This is a genomic window from bacterium, assembly GCA_016703265.1.
Taxonomy (GTDB): domain Bacteria; phylum Krumholzibacteriota; class Krumholzibacteriia; order LZORAL124-64-63; family LZORAL124-64-63; genus CAINDZ01.
In genome coordinates this window covers 215688-236915 of record JADJCK010000005.1, presented here as the reverse complement: position 1 = coordinate 236915, position 21228 = coordinate 215688, and the positions used below count along the sequence as shown (strand labels likewise).

The following is a 21228-nucleotide window of genomic DNA, read 5'->3' as shown; positions in this document are numbered from 1 at the left end:
CGCCCTGCCGGAATCATCGGCCCGGTGCAACCCGGCTTGAGGCCCGATTGCGGCTCCGGATGACGGATCCCGTTTCCAAATCAGAACTTGCAGGATGGTGAGGTGACCGGAAAGTCGCCGGCCCGGGCATGGCGACCCGGGCCGGCGCGGACGGGCGTCCGGCAGGCAGCTAGAACAGGGTTCCGGCCTGCGCGGCAATCACCTGGGCCACCAGCGCCGCCAGATCCGGGTCGCGGGCCGCCGCCTCCTGGGCCCCGCGGCGGACCAGGCGCGCACGGTCCCGGCCCAGGCGCAGCTTCAGTCCGGCCTGGAGCAGTTCGCGAAGGAGGAGCAGGCAGGTCAGCTCCTCGTCGTGGCCACCGGCGACCAGGTGCTGTGCCTCGTCGATGACGGCCTGCGGCACCCCGAGCGCCGCCAGGCGCCCGAGCGTCCAGGTGGCGGAAGGAACCGGGCTGACGGATTCCGGCATGGCCGAGAGGCAGAAACGGACCGTGTCACGATGGATGGCGGGCTCCATCTCCATGAAGCCGGCCCGGGAGCAGCACAGTTCGGCACTGATGACCCCATGGCCGGCCCATCCGGCCGCCGGCATCTGCGCCACCTTGCGCAACGACGGTTGCCCGTCGGTCTTCGCATCGTCATCACGCAGGGCCACCATCAGGCACGAGGTCCACGGGCTCAGCAGTTCGCAACGCACCGCCAGTTCGGTCAACCGCACCACGGCCTTGCGGGCCAGGCTTCGCCGGGACTCTGTCGCGGTCCGCAGCTCGCCGGCCGCGAGCAGGCGCTCGAGCAGGCTCGCGGCGGGCACGGCGCCGGCGGCGGCGGCCAGGCGGCGCAGGGGCAGGCTGGTGCTGCCGCCGGTGCCGTCCTCCAGTTCGCAACGCACGGCAACCTCGCCTTCACCTGCGCCCTTGAAGTGCGCCAGCAGGTGCACGGTGTCGCCGGCGAAGAGGCCGCCGTCGCGGTCCCTTCGCTCGGTGATGACCGTGCCCGGCCACGTCACTTCGAGCGCGGTGACCCGCGGCCGGAACAGGCGCTGGAAATGCCGATGGATGCGCGCGGCAACATCGTCACCGGGGGTCACGAACTCGGCGGCGCCGCCGGTCTGTTCGCTGAGGCGGCTGAGCAGGCTTTCACCCGGCGCACAGCCGACACCGACGGTGAAGATGCGTCCGCCGACGGCGGCGGCCTTCCCGACCAGGACCTGGTCGGCAAGTTCGCCGTCGGTCACCAGCAAGACGTCCCCCTGGCGTCCGTCCGGATCGCGGCGCGCCAGCAGCGGCAGCAGCGCGGCGCCCAGTTCGGTGCCGCCCATGTTGGCGTGGATGGTCGCGACCGCCTCGCGCGCGGCGGCGATCGCCTCGCGCGTGCCGGGCAGCGTCTCGGCCGTGACATTGCGGTGCGTGGAGCCGAACGCCACGATCGCGAAGTGGTCCTGCGGACGCAGTGAATCGAGGATGCGCCGCAGCGCATCGCGCGCCTGCCCGATCGAGGCGCCGGCCATCGAGCCCGAACAATCGACCAGGATCTTGACGAAGCGGCCCTCGGGCGACGTCGGCCGGCCCTGCCCGGGACACAGGGTGAGCAGCGCCACCTGCCCGCCGCCGGACGCGGTCGGCTCGGCCACGACGTTGGCTACGGCCGGCTTCGCGCGCCGCAGCTGCAGCACGATGTCGCGATCCATGGCGCGGGTGCCGCTGTCGGCAAAGCGGACGATCGCCTGGTCGGCCTGCCGTTCGACGGCGATGGCGTGGGTCCGGCAGGTGATCTCAGCGTCGAGCAGCGCGCCGCGGATACGGGCGCTGAACTCTGCCTCGTGGTGCGCGAAGTAGTCGGTCTCGATCTCCTGGTGCGGCTGCAGGCCCGACTGCGACGGGCGGCCGTAGCGCGGGGCCACGACTGTCGGCAGCGCGAAGCGCAACGTGTCGGCCTGCCAGTACTGCAACTGGGCATACCGATAGGTGAGCAGCGCCGTCTCGCCCGGCAGCAGGTTGCCGATGTTCACGGTGTAGAGCCCGGGCTCGGCTTCCTGCAGGAGAATGGCGGCGTCACCCCCGGCCACGGCTTCCTCGTAGTCGTCCTCGGCCTTTGCCGCAGGCATGATGCGACCGACCAGTTCGTTCTCCCCCAGCTTCGCGGTGAACGACAGCAGCACGGCCCCGCGCGGCACGGGGAACGTGTAGACGGCCTCGACGGGCTCTCCGTCCCGGTTGGCGAAGCCCTGGCGCACTTCAACCAGTGCCAACAGGTCCTCGAGATCGACATCCAGCGACACCGATTCGAGCACCGGCGCCGTGAAGCCCGGGATGCAGGACAGGGAAGGAACGCGGTCGACATGCGTCATGGGGATCTGGCTGCTCATGGTCACTCCTTGCCTGACCGGATACGGTCGGCGGCTTGCATACAGGTGACCGCCAGCCGGCGCAACTGCTCCGGCGACAGTCCGGCGCGACCGGGCTCGATCAGCAACTCGAGTCCCTCGGCCAGCGCGACATGGCTCCAAACTTCGATATCGCCCGGACGGCGCGGTGCGCTCGGCACGTCATCCTCCACATGACGGCGCACCAGTTCGCGGATGCGCTCGAGGGACAGGCCCGCGGCCTGCCACCGGCGGATCGCCAGCAACTGCTCGAGGTGACGGTGCTCGTACCAGGCGCCGCGCCGGATCCCCTCCGGCCGGTCGACGACGCCCTCCTGGATGTAGTAGCGGACCGTGCGCGGCGGCAGGCCCGACAGCGCGGCGAGCTCGTCGAGGCTGAAGCGGCGCGAGCCGGTTTCGCCGCAGGTGGGGTTGTCGCGCTGCTCGGTCATCGTTCCGCTCCCGGTTGGGTCCGCTTCCACTGACGGCATCATTATCGCCACTATTTTGCGCCACCACAACTGTATCTATCTGGCCATTGTCTATCATATTTCAAGACAACAGGTTATTGCGCCGGCGCCCGGGACGAAGGCCGAAGACCGCACCCTGCGGGGAGGTTCGGACTGTCGAAAAGCACAGCCCCCGCGAACCTGCGTCCGCGGGGGCTTCGTGACATCAACCGCCGTCCGGCTGCGGAGCGGCCCTACTTGCCGATGTGGTCGGCGCTCATCCGCGGCTTGCTCTTGTCGGGATAGGCGGGCACCGCCGGCACGGCCCATTTGGCCCCGTTGACCTTCAGCTCGTTCAGCAGGTAGTCGATGGCGTAGTCCAGCTGGGTGTCCTTGCCGTCGACCACGTCCTTGGGCAGGTTCATCACCACGATGTCCGGCTCCACGCCCCAGCCCTCGATGGGCCACAGCCCGTCCAGCGTGTACATGCCGAACTGCGGGGGCGTGGTGCCGCCGCCGTCGACCAGGTCCTGGTGCGGCTCGATGCCGATGGAACCGCCCCACGTGCGCATGCCGATCACCTTGGCCAGGCCGCGGCGCTTGATCGCCTCGGCGAAGAACTCGCCGTTGCTGCCGGTGTCCTCGTTGATCAGGACCACGACCGGCCCGTGGAACACGCGTTCGGGGTTGCGGCCGTCCTTGCCCTCGCGCGGGATGGTGATCGACCACAGCTCGCGCTCGAGCCGGTCGATGATCATGTCGCCGGTGAAGCCGCCGCCGTTGTAGCGCTCGTCGAAGATCAGGGCCGGCTTCTCCGTCTGCGGGTAGTAGCTGCGGCCGAACTCGACCAGGCCCTCCTCGCCCATGTTCTGCACGTGCAGGTAGCCGATGCGACCGTCGGTCTTCTTCGTCACGTAGGCCAGGTTGGCGTCGACCCAGGCGCGGTAGCGCAGGCCGAACTCGCTGCGCAACGTCTGAACGCGCACCGTGCGCGCACCCGTCGCCGACGGCTTGTCGTTCACCGTCAGGGTGACGTACGCGCCGGCCTTGTCGACCAGGTGGGCGAAGACGTTCGTCGGGTACTGCACCTCGACGCCGTCGATGGCGATCAGCCAGTCGCCGTTGTTCACGTTCACGCCCGGCTCGGTCAGCGGCGAGCGGTACGCCTCGTCCCACGAGACGCCGGGCACGATGTCCGCGAAGCGGTAGTACGGCTGCTTCTCGTCGCGCGTGAAGTCGCAGCCCAGCAGGCCCGTGCGGATGGGCGCCGGACCCGGCTCCATGTCGCCGCCCTGCACGTAGGTGTGGCCCAGGTTGAGCTCGGCGATCATCTCGCCGATCAGGTAGCTGAGGTCCGTGCGCGAGCCGCAGCCGGCCACGAACGGCGCGTACTTGTCATGCATGGCCTGCCAGTCGGTGCCCTGCATGTTCTTGTCGTAGAAGAAGTCGCGCTGGATGCGCCAGGCCTCGTCGAACATCTGCCGGAACTCGGCCAGGTGGTCCACGCGCAGCTTGACGGCGTTCGTCGCCAGCTTGCCGTCGCCCACCTTGGCGGGCTTGCCGGCATCGACGATGCCGTACCGATTGCCGGCGCGGTAGATGAGCTTCTTGCCGTCGGCGCTCTGGTGGTAGTTGGCGATGCCGGTGATCAGGTCGGTGGGCTCCTGGTCCTCCAGGCTGTACTTGACCAGGTCGAGCGCCCCTCCGGTGCGGTCATCGACGTGCTGGTACTTCAGGAACTCGGGGTCGTTCTTGCGCAGCATCAGGAAGCCGCCGTCACAGGCCTCGAGGCGGAACCAGTTGCCGGCGTCCACGCCCGGGCAGGCGAGGATGCGCTGCGGCAGCCCGGCCAGGTCGATCTCCACGGCCGCCTTGTCGGCCTTGCCGCCGTCCTTCTTCGCATCCTTCTTCGCATCCTTCTTCACGTCGGCCTTGCCCGCGTCGGCGGCGCTCACCGGCACCTCCACGTCCGCCTTGTAGAACGGCGAGCGCCCGCCCGCCTGCAGCAGGGCCACGTACGGCCTGGCGGTGTCCAGGAAGATGTGCTGCTGGTCGATGCGGCACATGATCGGGTTGAAGGTCCGCATCGACAGGAAGTACAGGTGCTTGCCGTCGCCCGAGAAGCTCGGCGACCAGCTGTTGTACATGTTGTCCGTCACCCGCGTATTGGCGCCGGTCTTCGTGTCGTGCAGCCAGATCTCCTCGTTCATGTTGCCGGTCTGGCTGGTGTAGGCCACCCAGCGGCTGTCCGGCGACCACACGTAGTCCATGATGCCCCAGCGTTCCCAGGCGTCGTCGTAGTCGCTCTGCGCGATCACGGAGGCCTTGCCGGCGGCGACATCGACCAGGTTCAGCTTCAGGAACTTGTCGGCGAACAGGATCCGCTTGCTGTCCGGCGACCAGACGGGCTGCTTCGTGAAGCCGTAGGTGCCGCTGGTCAGCTGCTTCCAGTCGCCGCCGCGGGCGGGCATCACGTAGAGCTGCTCCTCGCCGGTGCGGTCGCTGATGAAGGCGACCTGGGCGCCGTCGGGACTCCAGGCGCCGTACTTCTCGCGCGAGGCGCTGGTGCGGGTCAGGTTGACCGCATCGCCTTCGTCGGCGGGCAGGTTCAGCAACTCGCCGCGCGATTCCAGCACAGCCCGCTCGCCGCCCGGCGACAGGCCGAACGAGCCGATCGTCGGCGCGTCATCCATGAATTCCTCGTGCACGTGGCGGCGATCGGAGCGCACCGAGATGGGCACCTCGCGCACCTTCCCGGCGGCGATGTCCAGCACCTTCAGTCCGGCACCGTGCTGGAAGACGATCTTGCCGTCGCCGTACGACGGCCACTTCACGTCGTAGTCCTTGAAGAACGTCAGCCGCTTCACGCCCTTGCTGGCGGTGTCGTAGGCGTACAGGTTGAGCGTGCCGTCCTCGCGATCGCTCAGGAAATAGATGGCGCCCTGGCCCCACATGGGGAAGCTGTCGTTGCCCGTCCAGTCGGTGATCTTCGTGATGTCGCCGGTCTTGAAGTCCTTCACCCAGATGTCCTGGGCCTGGCCACCCTCGTAGCGCTTCCAGGTGCGGGTCTGCTGGCTCATGCGGTTGTAGGCCAGGCCGCTGTGGTCGGGCGCAACGGAAGCCAGCGAGCCCCGGTCGACCGGCAGCGCCATCTCCATGCCGCCGGCCAGGAACACCTTGAAGAGCTGCCCGCGGAACGGGTAGTCGCGCGCGCTCGTGATCACGACGCCGCTGCCGTCCGGGCACCAGTCCAGCATCGTGTCCGCCGACGGATGCCAGGTCAGGCGCTGCGGCTCGCCGCCCACGGCGTCGACCAGGTAGATGTCGTTGCCGCCGTCGTACTCGCCCGTGAACGCGATGCGGGCGCCGTCGGGGCTGAACTTGCCCATCACCTCGCTGCCTGAGTGCGAGGTCAGGCGGCGCGCCTCGCCGCCCTGCTCCGGCACGATCCAGAGGTCGCCCTCGTAGGTGAAGACGATGTTGCCCCCGCCGATATCGGCGAATCGGAGCAGGTAGCCGGTCGGGCCGGCGGGCTGGTCGGCGGCGGTCGCCACCGCTCCCAGCACGAGCAGCAACGCGAGGGAAAGCAGGCTCAGGCGCTTCACGGAAAACCTCCTGGCGACGGGGATACGGCACGGGCCGGGCAAACAGGATCAATGCGCAGGACCGGGAAGAATGTTGCACGGGCGGGCACGGTGGGGCAAGGTCTCGGCGATGCTGCCGGACCGGACGGCGGCCGTTCGGGACACGGCAACCGGAGTGTGGGCCTCCATGGCGGACAAGCGCACCATTGCAGAGCGATCGCGGCCGGAATCGGGGGCCGAGGCCGCCCAGGGCCTATACGCCGACCCTTCCCTCTACGACATCCTCTACACGCCGGGTACGGCGGCGGAAATCGATGCCCTCGAGCGGGTGGAACGGTCACTGGCGCCGGGCACGGCCCCTGCCCCGGGGCGCCTCTGGTTCGAACCGGCCTGCGGCACCGGCCGCTGCCTGCGCGTGGCCGCCGCCCGGGGCCGGCGCGTGGCCGGGTTCGATCGCGAACCGGCGATGCTGGCCTACGCGACCGCGCGCCTGGCCAAGGTCGGCGGGGATGGCGCCGGCGGGCGCACCTCGTCATCGGCCAGCCGGGCCGCCCGCCCGCGCCTGTTCCAGGCCGACCTGGCCGACTTCGCCGGCGCCGCCACGGCTTCGGGACTGCGGCCGGGCTCGGTCGACTTCGCCTTCATCACGGTGAATTCCCTGCGCCACCTCGAAACCGACAAGGCGATGCTCGCCCACTTCGCGCAGGTGCGCGACCTGCTGCGGCCGGGCGGGTTGTACGTCGTGGGCATCAGCCTGACCGACTACGACTGGCTGTGGCCGGACGAGGATCTCTGGGCCGCCGTCCGCGGCAACTGCCGCGTCAGCCAGCTCATCAACTGGCTGCCGCCGGAACCGGGCACGCCTCGCGCCCGTCTGGAGCGCGCCATCAGCCACCTGACCGTCACGCGCCCCGGGCGCACCGACCACTTCGACGACGCCTACGACCTGCGCTGCTACGACGACGCCCAGTGGCGGCGCCTGGTGGGCCGCTCGGCGCTGGAACGGGCGGGCAGCTTCGACGCGCGCGGGCGTCCGCTGCCGCCGGGCACGTGGCCGTACCAGCTCGAGGCGCTGCGGCGCGCCTGACCCGAATGCGCCCCCATGCTTGTGCCGTCGAAATTGTGTCTGGCCCGAATCGCCCCCCCGGGCTGCCCGAATGGATGACCTTTCATTGCTTTTATTGACGCCAAGACTCCCCATACCCACCGATCACCCGCTGCCGGGTACCCGGACACAATTTCGGCGGCACAACCAAGTTAGTGGGCGACTCGCAGTAGCCAGCCCTTCAGGGCGTCGGTGACCTGCTGCGGCTGCCCCAACGGCGACAAGTGCCCGCACTGGTCGATCACCGTGAAGCTGGAGCCGGCAATGCTGTCCACGAGTTCCTGATGGACCTCGACGGGCGTGACCACGTCCTGGCGCCCGCAGAGCACCAGCGTCGGACACTTGATCTCGTGGAGGAACGGCCGGCTGTCGGCGCGATGCATGATCGCCGTCTGCTGGCGCAGGAAGGCCGCCTTCCCGACAGTGGCCGCCATGGCGTGGATGGTCTCGACGACCGTAACGTCATCCAGCCGCGACGGATGGACCATTCTCGGCAACAGCGTGGCGCTGACGGCAGGGAAATCGGTCTCGGCCATGGCCATCAGGGCCTGCCGCGCCTCGCGCGACCGGCTCGTCTCGGGCCGCGCGGTGGTATCCAGCAGCGCCAGGGCGCGCACGCGTTCCGGGGCCTGGCGCATGATCTCCAGCGCGACGTAGCCGCCCATGGACAGCCCCGCCAGGGCAAAGCGCGGCGCCGGCACCGCAGCCAGGACGGCGGCGGCCAGCGCCGTGATGGTGTCGGCAACCGTCAGGTCACCCACCGAGATGGCAGCGAGATCCGCGAGATCGTCTATCTGTCGTTGCCAAAGGCGGCTGTCGTTGAGGAGTCCCGGCAGGAGCAGCAGATGAGGGCGTTGGCCATCGGTCATGCGTGGACCTTTCTGGTTGGAGGCGGTCCCGCCCTCCCATGATAGCTGCAATCGGCGGAAATGGCCGGTCTTGAAAAAGGAAACCCGGGTCCCCCGCCGAAGACGGGAGACCCGGTATTTCGATCCGCCAGCGTGCAGGACGCGGACCTCAGGTAAAGATACGGTAAAGGCACGCCTCGCAACAGTGCCCGGGTCAGTGCCGCGTCACGCTCACCGAACCGCTGCCCGTTTCGAGGTCCACGCGGGCCTCGCCCCCGCCCACGACCAGGCGGCGGCGCCCGTCGTCCAGCTTCTCGAAGCCCAGACCGGCGATGCGGCTTTCGATATCGCCGCTGCCGGTGTCGGCGGTGATGCTGGCCGAGGCATCGGCCGGCAGGACGATCTCGACGCTGCCGCTGCCGGTATCGACCAGGAAGCGGCCGCTGCCCATGCGGTCCAGGCGCAGTTCCACATCGCCGCTGCCGGTATCGACCGTGGCCTCGTCGGCGCCCACGCCGACGGCATCCACACCGCCGCTTCCGGTGTCGATGATCAGCGAGCGGCAACTGAGGCCCGCCACCGAGACATGGCCGCTGCCCGTATCCAGGCGCGCCTCGCCGGCCTTGCAGTCGCGCACCTCGACCTCGCCGCTGCCGGTGTCGATGTCCAGCTCGCCGTCAACGTTGGCGACCGTCACGTCGCCGCTGCCCGTGTCGGCCCGCAGGTCGCCGACCAGGCCATCGACGCGGACGGCACCGACATGCGTATCGAGGTCGAGGTCGGCCTGCAGGCCCGTTGCCGTCACTTCGCCCGCGCCGTGCCTCAGCACGAACGAGCGGCCCGCGGGCACCTCGACCGTGACGTCGGCCCAGGCCTCGAGTCCGGTGCCGGAGCCGCGGACGGTCACCTTGCGGCCCGAGATCATCCGGAACGTCCGCCGCAGCCACGATTTCTCGGTGCTTTCCTCCTCGTGCATCGAGAAGGTCGAACGCGACCCCGATCCGAGCGCCGGGTACACGTACTTGTCGTGGCGATCGAGCGGGAAGCGGATGCGCAGCGCATCGTTCTCCTGCTCCAGCTTCACGAGGTCGGCCGTCATGTCGTCGCCACGCAGGTGCACCGTCACCCGGAAGGCATCGCCGGTTCCCGCACGGACTTCGACCGCGCCGATCAGGTTGCCGACGAAGAGATCGCGGGAAGCGAACGTGAACTCGCGCGTGATCTCGGCCGAGCGGGCCGGCGTTGCCGCCAGCAGGGTGGGCAGGCACGCGATCAGGACCAGGCACACGGCCACGGGTGACAGTGGGCGGCGATTCATGGCGCTCCTCCGCGGAAGCAGGACGGATAGGGGGCCCCATCGTTGAGGGGCTACCTGACACAGACGCACCGCTCCGACGGGAGGTTGCAAGGGAATTTCCGTCGACCTAGTCCAGGGCCGCGCGCACGGCGGCAGCCAGGTCGCGGGTCGTGAACGGCTTCTGCAGGAAATGGACGCCCGGTTCCAGGACCCCGTGGTGGGCGATGATGTTCCCCGAATAGCCCGACATGAACAGCGTCCGCAGGTCCGGCCGGCGCTCGCACAGGCGCCGCGACAGTTCGCGGCCGTCCATCCCGGGCATGATCACGTCGGTCACCAGCAGGTCGATGGGCCCCTCCAGCTGCGCGGCCGCCGCCAGGGCCGCCTCCGGCGACCCTTGCGCCACGACGCGGTAGCCCAGCCTGGTCAGCATCGCCTGCGCCATGCTGAGCAGGCGCGGCTCATCCTCGACCAGCAGCAGCACCTCGTTCCCGGTGGCGGCCGCAGCCATCGTCTCCTCCGCGGGCGGCAGCGCCGCCTCATCCGCGTGGCGGGGCAGGCAGATGCGGAAGGTCGTGCCCCGGCCCGGCTCGCTGTAGACCTTGATGAAGCCGCCGTTCTGGCGAACGATCCCGTAGACCGTGGCCAGGCCCAGCCCGGTGCCGCGCCCAAGCGACTTCGTGGTGAAGAACGGCTCGAACAGGCGCGCCTGCGTCTCGCGGTCCATGCCGCAGCCGTCGTCGCTGACCGTCAACAGCGCATAGTCGCCGGGCTTGAAATCGGGGTTGGCGGCGCACCACGCCTCGTCGAAGGCGCCGTTGCCCGTCTCGATCACGATGTTCCCCGTGTCGCCGACGGCATCGCGCGCATTGACGCAGAGGTTGGCCAGCACCTGGTCGAGCTGTGCCGGGTCCATGCGCACCGGCCAGACGTCGTCGCCCGGCCGCCACTCCAGCGCGATGTTCTCGCCGATCAGTCGCTGCAGCATGGAGATGGTGCCGTCGATGGTGGCGTTCAGGTCCAGGTTGCGCGGCGCCGTCACCTGCCGCCGGGCGAACGCCAGCAGCTGCGCGACCAGCCCCGCGGAACGGTCGGCGGCGCCGACGATCTCGCGGATATTCCCGGCCACGGCATCGTCCGGCCCGCATTCGTCGAGCGCCAGTTCGGCATGGCCGAGGATCACCTGCAGCATGTTGTTGAAGTCGTGCGCCACGCCGCCGGCCAGCCGGCCGATCGCCTCCATCTTCTGGTTCTGGCTGGCCTGCGCCTGCGCAGCCAGGCGTTCGGTCACATCCTCGATGATGACGATGGCAGCGGTGACCCGGCCCTCTTCGTCGAGGACCGGCGACGAGACCTGGTGGTACGAGCGCGTGACGCCGTCGCGCAGGACCGTCCTGGTGGCCGCGTGCACGACCCCGTCGCGCAGCGTGCGCGACACCGGACATTCTTCGCAGGCGCTGTCGCGCTTCTCCTCGCAGAACCACTCGAAGCAATGCAGTTGCCGGCCGGGATCGACGATGGGGAACCACTCGCGCACCCGGGGATTGGTGTCGAGCACGACCATTTCCGCGTCCACCACGGCGACGCCCAGCCCGACGTGATCGATGATCCCGCGCGCCTTGGCCTCGCTGGCGCCCAGGGCCCTCTCGGTGCGGCGGTGCGCATCGACCTCGCGGCGCAGGCGCCACATCGCCAGGACCATCCCCACGACCAGCGCCAGGCACGCCAGTTCCAGCCCGCGCATGAGGTGGTCCGACATGCCGCGAACATACGGCGAGAGCTTGAGCCGGGCCCCGTTCTCGGACGGCGTCAGTTCGATCTCGCGCTCCAGCGTCCGGTCCAGCACGCCCGTCGCCACGGGATCGACGATGGGCACGCCGGCGTCGTCGACCACACTCACCAGGTTGCGCGCACGCACACCCTGCCCCACGGCAACGCCCAGCAGTTCCTCGTAGGAATAGACACCGCCGAGCAGGCCCAGGAACGTGTCGCTGTCGAAGACCGGCACCCACACCTCGAAGGCGCGGATGCCCTGGATGACGTCGAAGGCACGGGTGTACACCGGCCGGCGCTCGGACATGGCCAGACGTGACGCACGCTGGGGCTCGGGCAGGATCAGGGGCAGGCCGATGATGTGCTCGTTGCCCTCGCGCGGCGCCACGTCGGTGATGACGAAGTCGGCCTCGACCCAGTTGATGCAGATGAGTTCGGGATGGTCGGCCACGAAGCGGCCGCCGAGGTCCTGGAACGTGACCGCGTCGAGCGCGCCGTGTGCGCGCTCGGCGGCGAGCATTTCCAGGTAATCGAGGTTTGTCTGCAGGTGCAGGCGGGCGCTCTCGCGCACTATGCGCGCGTCGAGCCCGACTTCGCGTTGCAGCGTCAGGCGGGCAGACCTCTGCGCCAGGCCGAGGTACACGGCGAAGACGCTGAGAAGGGCCAGGCCCCAGAGGGCGGGACCCAGCCAGACCGGCAAGGCCTTGGTGGCACGCCACCGTTTCACGTCCGCAACTTTCATGGGTGCGGCGTCTCCGGGCGGGCGAATACCCGGACTTCGTCAGCGACTGTGGCGATGCGCCACCCCGAACGCGCGCCACTCTACCGCGAGAATATCACAAAGACGCCACAAATCGATACGTATTTCATTTTCATTTGACCAGTGTGAGCCTGGCCGCGGCGGGACGGGCACCGCCAGACCTGGCGAAGTAGGTGCCGCTGGCCACCGTGCGGCCGTTGCCGTCGCGGCCGTCCCACACCAGTTCGGCGCGGCCCGCGGTCGCCAGGCCGGACAGGCGCCGCACCGTGCGTCCCCGCGCATCGTGGATCTCGACAGCCACCGGCCCGTCGTCCGCGCCCTCAAGAACCAGCTTCACCTGGGCGTTGAACGGCGTCGGCCAGGCCGCCAGGCGCACCGGCCCGGGCGGCAGGGGCGCCGGGGCCACGTAGAGCGGCACGGAAACGAACTCGACGGACTCGAGGTGGCCATCGCCGTCGCCGGCCGGCAACTGTCCCTGCAGCGCGCCGCCGTCGCTCGTGGCGTAGGCAGCCATGGCCACGTCCACGCTCGGCGGCAGCGGCCAGTCATCGGGCATGAAGGCCCGCAGGTCCACGGCGCCCTCGAGAACCGCGCCCGAGCCCGTCACCAGCGCCGGGTTCCCGGACTGGACCGCCTCGCCGGCGTTGAACCAGCCCGTCCAGCCGTTGCCGGATTCGCGGGCCAGGAACCACTGCCAGGCTGCAGCCTGGCCCGCCTTGGCCCAGGGCGCATTGCGCAGGGTGCCGGACCCGTCACTCACCATCAGGAAGATGTCGCGCCCGGCCAGGGCCGTCGGCGCATCGGTCGCCAGGTACAGCCAGCCGTCGCGGGCCTTGCCCCACAGCGTGGCGCCGCCGGCCGAAGCCAGCACGGGAACGTCGGCGTCGAGCACGCCGTCCATCACGAAGCCCTCGTCGCCGCCGCCGGTGCTGCCGCCTGTGCCCACATACACGTGCTGGATGGGTGTGCGCTTGATGTTGCCCTCGGTATCCTCGGCCTCGATGGTGTAGTCCAGCAGCACGTCGCTATAGCCGGTCAGCTGCAGCCAGTACTGGTCGGCGATGTGCGTCGGCAGCACGGTCAGGTCGATGCTGCCCATGTCCCAGGGTTCGCCCGCCGGCATGACGCGACGGGTCATATCCAGCGCCGTCCAGGCACCGACGCCGGCGCCGCCGGCATAGGTCTCGTTGGCGACGGTGGCGGTGTCGTTCACGCCGTCGGTGTCCTCGCGCACGAGCAGCTGCACGCGCGCCAGGCCCGAGACGTCGTGGGCGAAGGTCCAGACGTGGAACGACGACGACATCGCCGCACCCTCGCCTGAGGGCCAGCCCCACAGTGCGCCGCCGCCGAACCCGCCCGGGTTCCAGGGCAGTCGCTGCGGCAGCCAGACCGTGGGCGCCACCGTATCGGCGCCGCCGGCAACGATCGGGTCGGCCAGCGCCACGGCCTGGTTGCAGGCCAGCGTCGCCTTGATCTCCATGTCCAGCGAGGCGCCGTAGTACATGTAGCCGCTCTCGTAGCCGGCCAGCAGGTAGTGCCAGGCGCGCTCGGCGCTGTTGGCGCCGCTGAGCGGATCGACGACCTTCGCCGGGTCCACCGCGCCGACGATGGCCGCCGCGGTCTCGACGCGGTTCTGCGCCGCCGTGAGCACGGCCCAGTTGCGCTCGTCCTCGGCCCAGCCGCCGGGAATATCGAAACTGCCGGCAGCGTTGACCGGAGGCCAGTTCCAGTTGATGAACTGCGGCGAGCCGAAATCGCCGTCGGCGTTCACCCAGCCGCCGTCCTCCACGTGCACCACGTCGCCGGCCGGCACGGGGTGCTGCGCCAGGTAGGTGGCCACGGTCGAGGGCCGGTAGCCCTTGCCGGCGGCCGCGTGCGCGAACTGGTTCACGTTCTCGTGGTAGTAGCTGTAGCCGCCGCTCCAGGCGTTGTCGCCGTCGTGGGCGAACAGCACCAGCATGGGACGCGCGGGGTCGTTCTGCGCGGCGATGGCGTCGATGCCGCCGGTGCCGAACAGCGAGTACCCCTCCTCCCAGCTCATGGCATTGGCTGCCGGCACGACGACCAGGCTTTTCGCCAGGCCCGTGTTCGGGTCCACGTGCTGCGCGCGGTGCGGCGTGAACCCGTACGGGACCGGCACCTTCAGCGTGACGCCGCGCGAGATGGTGTGGTTCGTCCAGTTCGCCTGCGCGGGGTTCACCTGGTCGGCGCGGTTGGGCGGGTCGCAGTTGTCGAGGTTGGCCTGGTAGGGATAGTCCGCGCAGGCACGCGCGATGTGCAGGTCGGGCACCACGGTCCAGGTGATGCCCGCGTCGACCAGCGCCGGGATCATGCGCTCGCTGAAGCACATCTCGGCCGGGAAGAAGCCCGTCGAGATGGCGCCGGGGCCCCACGCGTCGTTCCAGATCTCGCGCGCACAGGCCAGTTCCATGCGCAACGCGTTGTCGTCCAGCAGCGGGTTGATGGCGTGGTGGAAGCCGGCCAGCACGGGGTCAAGGCGCCGCTGACCCTGCGAGGTGCTCCAGCCCATCGCCGTGCGGGTGTGGCTGTACCAGTTGGGGGCGTAGCGGCCGCCGTTCCAGCCGGCATTGCCCAGGCTGAAGATGTTCTCGATGAGGGACCCCGCGAACGAGACCTGCGCCCCGGCATCGGGCAGGTCGAGCACGGACTGCAGCGCGTCCTTCGGGTACCACTGGTAGTCGGCAACGCGATCGTCGGAGTTGAAGATCGTGAACTCGTCGTTCTGGCTGTGGTTCAGCGTGATGGTCTCGAAGGCGGTCTCGTAGCGGCCCGGCGTCCAAGTGCTCTGCGTCGGCCAGTAGATGGGCTGGTGCATGTGCCACAGCCAGGTCGTGTGCACGCCAGTGGCGGCGACGCCCGCAGCGGGCAGTGACCCGGCGGCGGCCAGGACGGTGAGGCAGGAAACGAAAAAACGACGGGCGCGGCGCAGGCTCATGGGCTGGAACTCCTCCGGATGCAGGCCGGGGAAATCTTAGCACACGGTCGCGGTCGTCGGGCCCGTCGTTTGAGTCGCGTTCTACCAGGCAGTGAGAGCGGTCAGGCCTCGCCGGCGCCGTCCTCGTCACCGAAGGTCTCGGCCCACTTGCGGTTCAACTCCTCCATGCGGCGCTGCGCGCGCTGGCGGGCGGCGTCCGCCTCGTTCGGCGAGCGCGCCGACTCGATGGACTTGAGCCCCTCCTCGAGCGCCTGCTGCATGCGGGTGAAGTGCAGGGCGCGGGCCTTGTTGACGTCGAATCCCATCATCGTCCTCCTCGGTGGCGGCTGCCGGCTGTCGCGCCGGGCGACCGTTGGCCGGTTGCCGGAATGCTCCGTGCGGTCCCAAGCAGGAAGCGTACCGGCCGCCAAAGCGCGTTTGCGGGCCGGAAACGCCCGGAAGGCGGCCGTTTCGGGCACAGGGGCCCGGGCTGCCGGTCCGGGGCAGTGGCCAGAACGCGGCCAGGGAACGGTCACGGGGCGGTCAGGAGGCAGGCGGCGGCGTGTTCAGCTAGGGCTTCGCGGGCAAGGGCGCCGGTCCGCGCTGGGCGACGATAATGCCGCCGAGGATCAGGATGCAGCCGGCGAGCTCGCGGGCGCCGAGCACCTCGCCGAGCAGCAGGCCGCCGCCGACGGCGGCCCAGACCGATTCGAAGCTGAGGATGATCGCGGCATCGGTGGGCCGGGCGTACTTCTGGCCGGCTACCTGCAGCGTGAAGGCGATGCCGATCGAGAAGATGCCGGCGTAGAGCAGCGGCACCGTGGCGGACCGCATCGCCTCCAGGCTGAAGGTGTCGAAGACCAGCGCCGCCGCCGTCGACAACACCGCCGCCACCGCGAACTGTCCGACGGCCAGCCGCAGCGCCGGTACACGCTGCACATAGGCGCCGACCAGCTGCACGTGCACCGTCCAGAACAGGGCGCAGAGCAGCACGAGCCCGTCGCCCGGGGCAATCTCCAGCGGTCCCGTTGCGCTGAGCATGTACAGGCCCACGGCGGCCAGCGCGACTCCCGTCCAGGCGAAGCGGCTGACGCGCTGCCCGAAGAACAGGCCCAGGATCGGCACGAAGACGACGTACAACGAGGTGATGAAGCCGGCCTTCCCGGCCGTGGTGTGGACCATGCCGTACTGCTGCAGCGTAGCCGCCGTAAAGAGGACCAGCCCGGTCAGGCCGCAGGCCCGCAGCGTCTCGCCGCGGCCGGTCATGGGCGTGCCCGCCGGACGGCGACCCGACAACGGAAGGAAGGGCAGCAACACCAGCGTGCCGAGCAGGAAGCGCGACGCATTGAAGGTGAACGGCTCGAGGTGGCGCATGCCCAGGCGCTGGGCCACGAAGGCGAAGCCCCAGATGGCGGCGGCCGTCATCAGCAGGAGGTTGGCGCGGCGTCGGTTCATGGTCATGGGACAACGATAACCCGGGTTTACAGGCCGACCAAGGGCGGTCATGATGGTCCCCGGCCGCCCGGATGGCCCGCCAGGACCCGATCACCGGGGAGTCAGCCGGCATCATGCACCTGCCTCACGCCATCGAGACGCTGATCCCCGCCCCACGCTCCTGGCGGCCGGCGTCGGGTCACTTCCGCCCGGAAGACCTGGCCCGGGTCCGGGTCGACACCGGTGTGCGCGATCCTTCGCTGGCCGCCTTCGCGGCCGACAGCCTGGTCGCGGCCCTCGGGCGCCGGCTCGAGGCGGCCGCCCCCCTCGAAGACGGCGATGTCGACCGTTCACCCGGACTGCGCCTGGCCGCGGACCCCGACCTTCCGACCGAGTGCTACCGACTCCTGATCGCGCCCCTGGGACTGGAGTTGCGGGCGGCGGATCGCGCCGGCTTCGCGCGAGGACTTGCCACGCTCTTCCAGCTCTGCGCCGCCCATGGCCACGAGGGGTGGCCGTGCGGGACCATCGACGACGGCCCCGCCTTCGCCTGGCGCGGACTGCTGCTGGACAGCGGCCGCCACTTCCAGCCGGTGAAGTCCGTGCTCGGCGTCATCGATCGGCTGGCGCTCTACCGCTTCAACGTCCTGCACTGGCACCTGACCGAGGACCAGGGCTGGCGCCTGGAAGTGCCGGGCCTGCCGCGGCTGACGCAGGTGGGCGCCTGGCGCGACGAGCAGGCGGGAGGCGGTCGCCACGGCGGCTTCTACACCACGAGCGACGTGCGCGAAGTCGTGGCCTACGCGCAGGCGCGCGGCATCACCGTGGTGCCCGAGATCGAGATGCCCGGCCACTGCCAGGCCGCCCTCGCCGCCTATCCCGAACTGTCCTGCACGGGCGGTCCCTTCGCGGTGCAGACGCAGTGGGGCATCTTCCCCGACATCTACTGCGCCGGCCGCGAGGAGGTGTTCGCCTTTCTCGAGACCGTGCTCGCCCATGTGCTGGAGCTGTTCCCTTCGGTGTTCATCCACGTGGGCGGCGACGAGGCGCCCCGCGACCGCTGGCACGACTGTCCGCGCTGCCAGGCGCGCCTGGCGGCCGAAGGACTGCAGGACGAGCACCAGTTGCAGAGCTGGTTCATCCGCCGGATGGGCAACTGGCTGGCCCTGCGCGGGCGCCGGCTGGTCGGCTGGGACGAGATCCTCGAGGGCGGCCTGGCCGGTTCCCTGCCCGGTGCGGTGGTTCAGTCGTGGCGCGGCGTCGAGGGCGCCCTGGCCGCCGCGCGCGCGGGTCACGACACCGTCGTCTCACCCACCTCGCACTGCTATTTCGACTACGACCCCGGCGTGCTGGACCTGGCGCGCGTGCTCGCGTTCGACCCCGTGCCGCCGGGCCTGACGCCCGCCGAACAGGCGCACGTGCTGGGCGGCGCCGCCAACCTGTGGACCGAGTACGTTTCGCACGAGCAGCTGGACCGCCAGTTGTTCCCGCGCCTGCCCGCCATGGCCGAGGCGCTGTGGTCACGGCCTGCGGTCCGCGATCCGCGCGCCTTCCTGGATCGCCTGCGCCGGCACGGTCCCTTGTTCGCCGCGCTCGACATCAGGCCCGGCGCCTCGAGTCGCCCGCTGCGGGTCGACGCGGCCTGGGACACCGTGCGCTCGCGGCACGTGCTGCGCTGGAACCTCGAGGGCCCGCTGGCCGCCGCCGTGGCCGGCGAGGCACCCGCGGTGAGCTGCACCGTGCAGTCGATGTGGGCGCTGTGGACGGGCGGGCCCGGCGCGCGGCCCGAGGACCTGCCTGCAGCCGATATCGAATGGCGCCCCGTGGCGGGTCACAGCATCGAGGTCGACTACGGCGACCAGAGCCTGACGGTGTTCACGCAGCTGCTGGTCGACGGCCGGCCATGCGGCGCCCCGGAAGTGGTGGAACTGGCCCGGCACCACGCGCTCGGCCGTGCCGTCGCGTTGAAACCGACCTTCGACCCGGGCGACGCATCTCGCCTGACCGATGGCGTCCTCGGCACCTGGCGTCGCGATGACGGCCGCTGGTTCAGTTGCGCAGGCGCGGACCTCGACGCGACCATCGACCTTGGCGGACCGGTGCCGGTGAAGGTGGTGCTCGTGCGCTTCCTGCAGGACGCCAACGCACGCATCTTCGCGCCGCTGGTGGTCCACTTCCATCTCTCCGACGACGGTATCGCCTGGCGTCACGCCGGCGACGGCACGCACACGGTGCCGGACCGGGTGCAGGACAAGGTCGTGGTCCCGTTCGCGGTCTGGCCAAAGGACACCGCACGCTTCGTGCGCGTGCATGCCGTCAGCGGGCTGACCTGCCCGGACTGGCACCCCGAGGCCGGACAGCCGAGCTGGTTGTACGCCGACCAGATCGTGGTGCGTGACCAGGGCGGGCCCACGGAGCCGTGACGGCGACAAGTCCGTGTGATAGGATGGCCTTCGCTTCGATCCGATCCAGCTCACCCGCGTCCAGGATGGGCCATTCGTGCGCGACGGCCACTTCGGCAGGACCCCGCGGAACCTCACCTTGCTGGCCCTGGGGGGGCTGGCCGTGCTGCTGTCCCCTGCCACCGGCTTCCCCTTCGATCATCCGCTCGTGCCCTGGGCGCCGGCCACTTATGTCTGCCCGCGCCTGGCCTCCGCGCCCGTCATCGACGGAGTCCCCGACGAGGCGGCGTGGCAGGCGGCGCCGTGGTCGTCACCCTTCACCGACATCCAGGGGCCGCTGGCCGACCCGCCCCGTCATCTCACGCGCGTGCGCCTGGGCTGGGACGACAACCACCTCTACGTGGCGGCCCGGCTCGACGAGCCCCATGTCTGGGCCACGCTCCGCGAGCGCGATGCGGTGATCTACCACGACAACGACTTCGAGGTCTTCATCGACCCCGACAGCGACAACCATCTCTACGGTGAACTGGAGATCAACGCGCTGGGCACGGTGTGGGACCTGCTGCTGGCGCGCCCGTACCGCGACGGCGGCCCGGCCATCGACGCCTGGGACATCGCCGGGCTGCAGTCGGCCGTGGCGGTCGACGGTACGCTGAACGACCCGCGCGACGTGGACCGCGGCTGGTCGGTTGAACTGGCGATCCCCTGGCGCGTGCTCGGGGCCATTGCCGGGCGCACCTGCCCGCCCGAACCTGGCGATGTCTGGCGCCTGAACTTCTCGCGTGTGCAGTGGCGGACCGAGGTGGCCTCCGGCGCCTACCGGAAGATCGTCGACGAGCGGACCGGCAAGCCGCTGCCCGAGGACAACTGGGTGTGGTCGCCGCAGGGACTGATCGCCATGCACTGCCCCGAGATGTGGGGCGAGGTGCTGTTCGACGACGGCGGCGGGCTCGGGTTCGAGGCGTCGCCTGAGCACACGCGCATCGCGATGGCCACGCTGTTGATGCCGGTGTACTACCGGCAGCGGGGCTTTCACGAGGCCAACGGGCGATTCGCCGCCACGCTGGCCGAACTGGGACTCGGCGAGGAACGGCTCCCGCTGTGGCCGGACGGCCCGGGCCTCGCCGAGCGGGACATCCCGATGATCCCGGGCTTCAAGCTGACACTTGCCGGCGGTGACGACTGGTTCCGCGCCGCGCTGGCCACGCCGCTGGGCGCCGCCGTCATCGATCACACCGGAAGACTGGAGCGCCTGCCGTGATCCTGCGTCGCCACCCCAATGGGCCCATCATCACGCGGCGCGACCTGCCGCCCATGCCGGGACTGATCGAGCCGAGCGCCGTGTTCAACCCCGGCGCCGTGCGCCTGGACGGCGTGCCGTACCTGCTGCTGCGCGTGCAGAGCCGCGGACGCCGCACGTTCCTGGTGCCGGCGCGCGGGCGCACCGACCGCAGCTTCACCTGCGCCGGGTTGCCGACGGTGCTGGAAGGTGTCGACAGCCTGCGCGAGCCGCATGCGAAGCGCGACCTGCAGGTCTTCCATGTGTACGACCCGCGCCTGACCGTGTGCGACGGTACGCTGCACGTGGTCACCGCCGTGGACACCGATCGCGGCTGCCGCCTGGTGGTGTGGCGGGCGGCGGGCGACCCGGCAGCCGGCTTTGCCGGGCTGGATCACCTCGTGCCGCTGGCCGTGACCGGACGCGAGGACACGCGCAACGGCGTGCTGTTTCCGCGCCGGGTAGGCGGGCGCTGGCTCATGCTGGAGCGGCCGAACCGGCCGCAGGGGCCCGACGCGCCGCCGTCGGGCAGCGCCGTGACGCTGTCGTCGTCGGAGGACCTGCGGCGCTGGCAGCCCGAGGGCACCGTGTTCGAGGGTCGCTTCCGGTTCTGGGACGAACTGGTGGGCGCCGGGCCGCCGCCGCTCCTGACGGAAGAAGGCTGGCTGCTGCTGTACCACGGCGTGGCCACGCATTTCCGGAGCGTCAACATCTACCAGGCCGGCGCCGTGCTGCTGGACCGCGACGACCCGCGCCGCGTGATCGCGCGCACGGACGAGAACATCTTCGAGCCGCGCGCCCTGTACGAACTGACCGGCCAGGTGCCGAACGTCGTCTTCCCCAGCGGCCTGACCGTCGACCGCGTGGATGCCGACGGCTGCGCGCTGTCCGACGCCCGGCTGTGCCTGTACTACGGCGCCGCCGACACCGCCGTCTGCGTGGCGACCACGACGGTCGCCACCGTACTGGATGCCTGCCGCGGTTGACGCGCAGGCCACCC

The 21228-nt window shown here is 70.2% G+C and carries 13 protein-coding genes; 4 read left to right on the top strand and 9 right to left on the bottom strand.

The features are described 5' to 3' along the window. Window positions 1-169: 169 nt before the first annotated feature. The 3 genes from IPG61_10695 to IPG61_10685 all read right to left on the bottom strand — a co-directional run bounded on the left by IPG61_10695 (window position 170) and on the right by IPG61_10685 (window position 6416). Window positions 170-2365, bottom strand: coding sequence for a VWA domain-containing protein (locus IPG61_10695; protein MBK6734539.1), 2196 nt, complete (start codon window positions 2363-2365; stop codon window positions 170-172). Between the two features lie 2 nt (window positions 2366-2367). Beyond that, complete coding sequence (locus IPG61_10690) at window positions 2368-2814, bottom strand: MerR family transcriptional regulator (GenBank protein ID MBK6734538.1); 447 nt, start codon at window positions 2812-2814, stop codon at window positions 2368-2370. Between the two features lie 251 nt (window positions 2815-3065). Then, entirely contained in the window at window positions 3066-6416 is a 3351-nt protein-coding gene (locus tag IPG61_10685; protein ID MBK6734537.1) for a PD40 domain-containing protein, read from the bottom strand. Between the two features lie 166 nt (window positions 6417-6582). On the opposite strand from IPG61_10685, the gene IPG61_10680 reads away from it, so the two are divergent. Further along, a complete protein-coding gene (locus IPG61_10680; protein ID MBK6734536.1) occupies window positions 6583-7482 on the top strand; it encodes a class I SAM-dependent methyltransferase in 900 nt (299 codons plus the stop codon). Between the two features lie 170 nt (window positions 7483-7652). Here IPG61_10680 and IPG61_10675 read toward each other — a convergent pair whose 3' ends face one another. The 6 genes from IPG61_10675 to IPG61_10650 form a co-directional block, all read right to left on the bottom strand. Beyond that, window positions 7653-8369, bottom strand: coding sequence for an alpha/beta fold hydrolase (locus IPG61_10675; protein ID MBK6734535.1), 717 nt, complete (start codon window positions 8367-8369; stop codon window positions 7653-7655). 193 nt (window positions 8370-8562) lie between these two features. Further along, a complete protein-coding gene (locus IPG61_10670; protein ID MBK6734534.1) occupies window positions 8563-9666 on the bottom strand; it encodes a DUF4097 family beta strand repeat protein in 1104 nt (367 codons plus the stop codon). A 106-nt stretch (window positions 9667-9772) separates the two neighbouring features. Then, window positions 9773-12145: a response regulator gene (locus IPG61_10665; protein MBK6734533.1), complete on the bottom strand. Its 2373-nt coding sequence runs from the start codon at window positions 12143-12145 to the stop codon at window positions 9773-9775. Window positions 12146-12290: 145 nt separating this feature from the next. Beyond that, on the bottom strand, window positions 12291-15134 hold the full coding sequence (locus IPG61_10660) for a hypothetical protein (protein ID MBK6734532.1): 2844 nt from the start codon (window positions 15132-15134) through the stop codon (window positions 12291-12293). A 101-nt stretch (window positions 15135-15235) separates the two neighbouring features. After that, window positions 15236-15442, bottom strand: coding sequence for a hypothetical protein (locus tag IPG61_10655; GenBank protein ID MBK6734531.1), 207 nt, complete (start codon window positions 15440-15442; stop codon window positions 15236-15238). Window positions 15443-15683: 241 nt separating this feature from the next. Continuing rightward, window positions 15684-16568 (bottom strand): DMT family transporter, encoded by an 885-nt coding sequence (locus IPG61_10650; protein MBK6734530.1) that lies wholly within the window; start codon window positions 16566-16568, stop codon window positions 15684-15686. A 113-nt stretch (window positions 16569-16681) separates the two neighbouring features. Between IPG61_10650 and IPG61_10645 the strand changes: the two genes are divergently transcribed. The 3 genes from IPG61_10645 to IPG61_10635 all read left to right on the top strand — a co-directional run bounded on the left by IPG61_10645 (window position 16682) and on the right by IPG61_10635 (window position 21214). Continuing rightward, complete coding sequence (locus IPG61_10645; protein ID MBK6734529.1) at window positions 16682-18970, top strand: beta-N-acetylhexosaminidase; 2289 nt, start codon at window positions 16682-16684, stop codon at window positions 18968-18970. A 76-nt stretch (window positions 18971-19046) separates the two neighbouring features. After that, window positions 19047-20210 (top strand): carbohydrate-binding family 9-like protein, encoded by a 1164-nt coding sequence (locus IPG61_10640; protein MBK6734528.1) that lies wholly within the window; start codon window positions 19047-19049, stop codon window positions 20208-20210. Continuing rightward, window positions 20207-21214: a hypothetical protein gene (locus IPG61_10635; protein MBK6734527.1), complete on the top strand. Its 1008-nt coding sequence runs from the start codon at window positions 20207-20209 to the stop codon at window positions 21212-21214. Before IPG61_10640 ends, IPG61_10635 begins: the two co-directional genes overlap by 4 nt. The last annotated feature ends 14 nt before the right edge of the window (window positions 21215-21228 follow it).

What these genes read in the sequence shown, in the direction of transcription:
- IPG61_10695 (MBK6734539.1), bottom strand. Translation starts at nt 2,365, where the DNA reads ATGAGCAGCCAGATCCCCATGACGCATGTCGACCGCGTTCCTTCCCTG.
- IPG61_10690 (MBK6734538.1), bottom strand. Translation starts at nt 2,814, where the DNA reads ATGACCGAGCAGCGCGACAACCCCACCTGCGGCGAAACCGGCTCGCGC.
- IPG61_10680 (MBK6734536.1), top strand. Translation starts at nt 6,583, where the DNA reads ATGGCGGACAAGCGCACCATTGCAGAGCGATCGCGGCCGGAATCGGGG.
- IPG61_10675 (MBK6734535.1), bottom strand. Translation starts at nt 8,369, where the DNA reads ATGACCGATGGCCAACGCCCTCATCTGCTGCTCCTGCCGGGACTCCTC.
- IPG61_10670 (MBK6734534.1), bottom strand. Translation starts at nt 9,666, where the DNA reads ATGAATCGCCGCCCACTGTCACCCGTGGCCGTGTGCCTGGTCCTGATC.
- IPG61_10660 (MBK6734532.1), bottom strand. Translation starts at nt 15,134, where the DNA reads ATGAGCCTGCGCCGCGCCCGTCGTTTTTTCGTTTCCTGCCTCACCGTC.
- IPG61_10655 (MBK6734531.1), bottom strand. Translation starts at nt 15,442, where the DNA reads ATGATGGGATTCGACGTCAACAAGGCCCGCGCCCTGCACTTCACCCGC.
- IPG61_10650 (MBK6734530.1), bottom strand. Translation starts at nt 16,568, where the DNA reads ATGAACCGACGCCGCGCCAACCTCCTGCTGATGACGGCCGCCGCCATC.
- IPG61_10645 (MBK6734529.1), top strand. Translation starts at nt 16,682, where the DNA reads ATGCACCTGCCTCACGCCATCGAGACGCTGATCCCCGCCCCACGCTCC.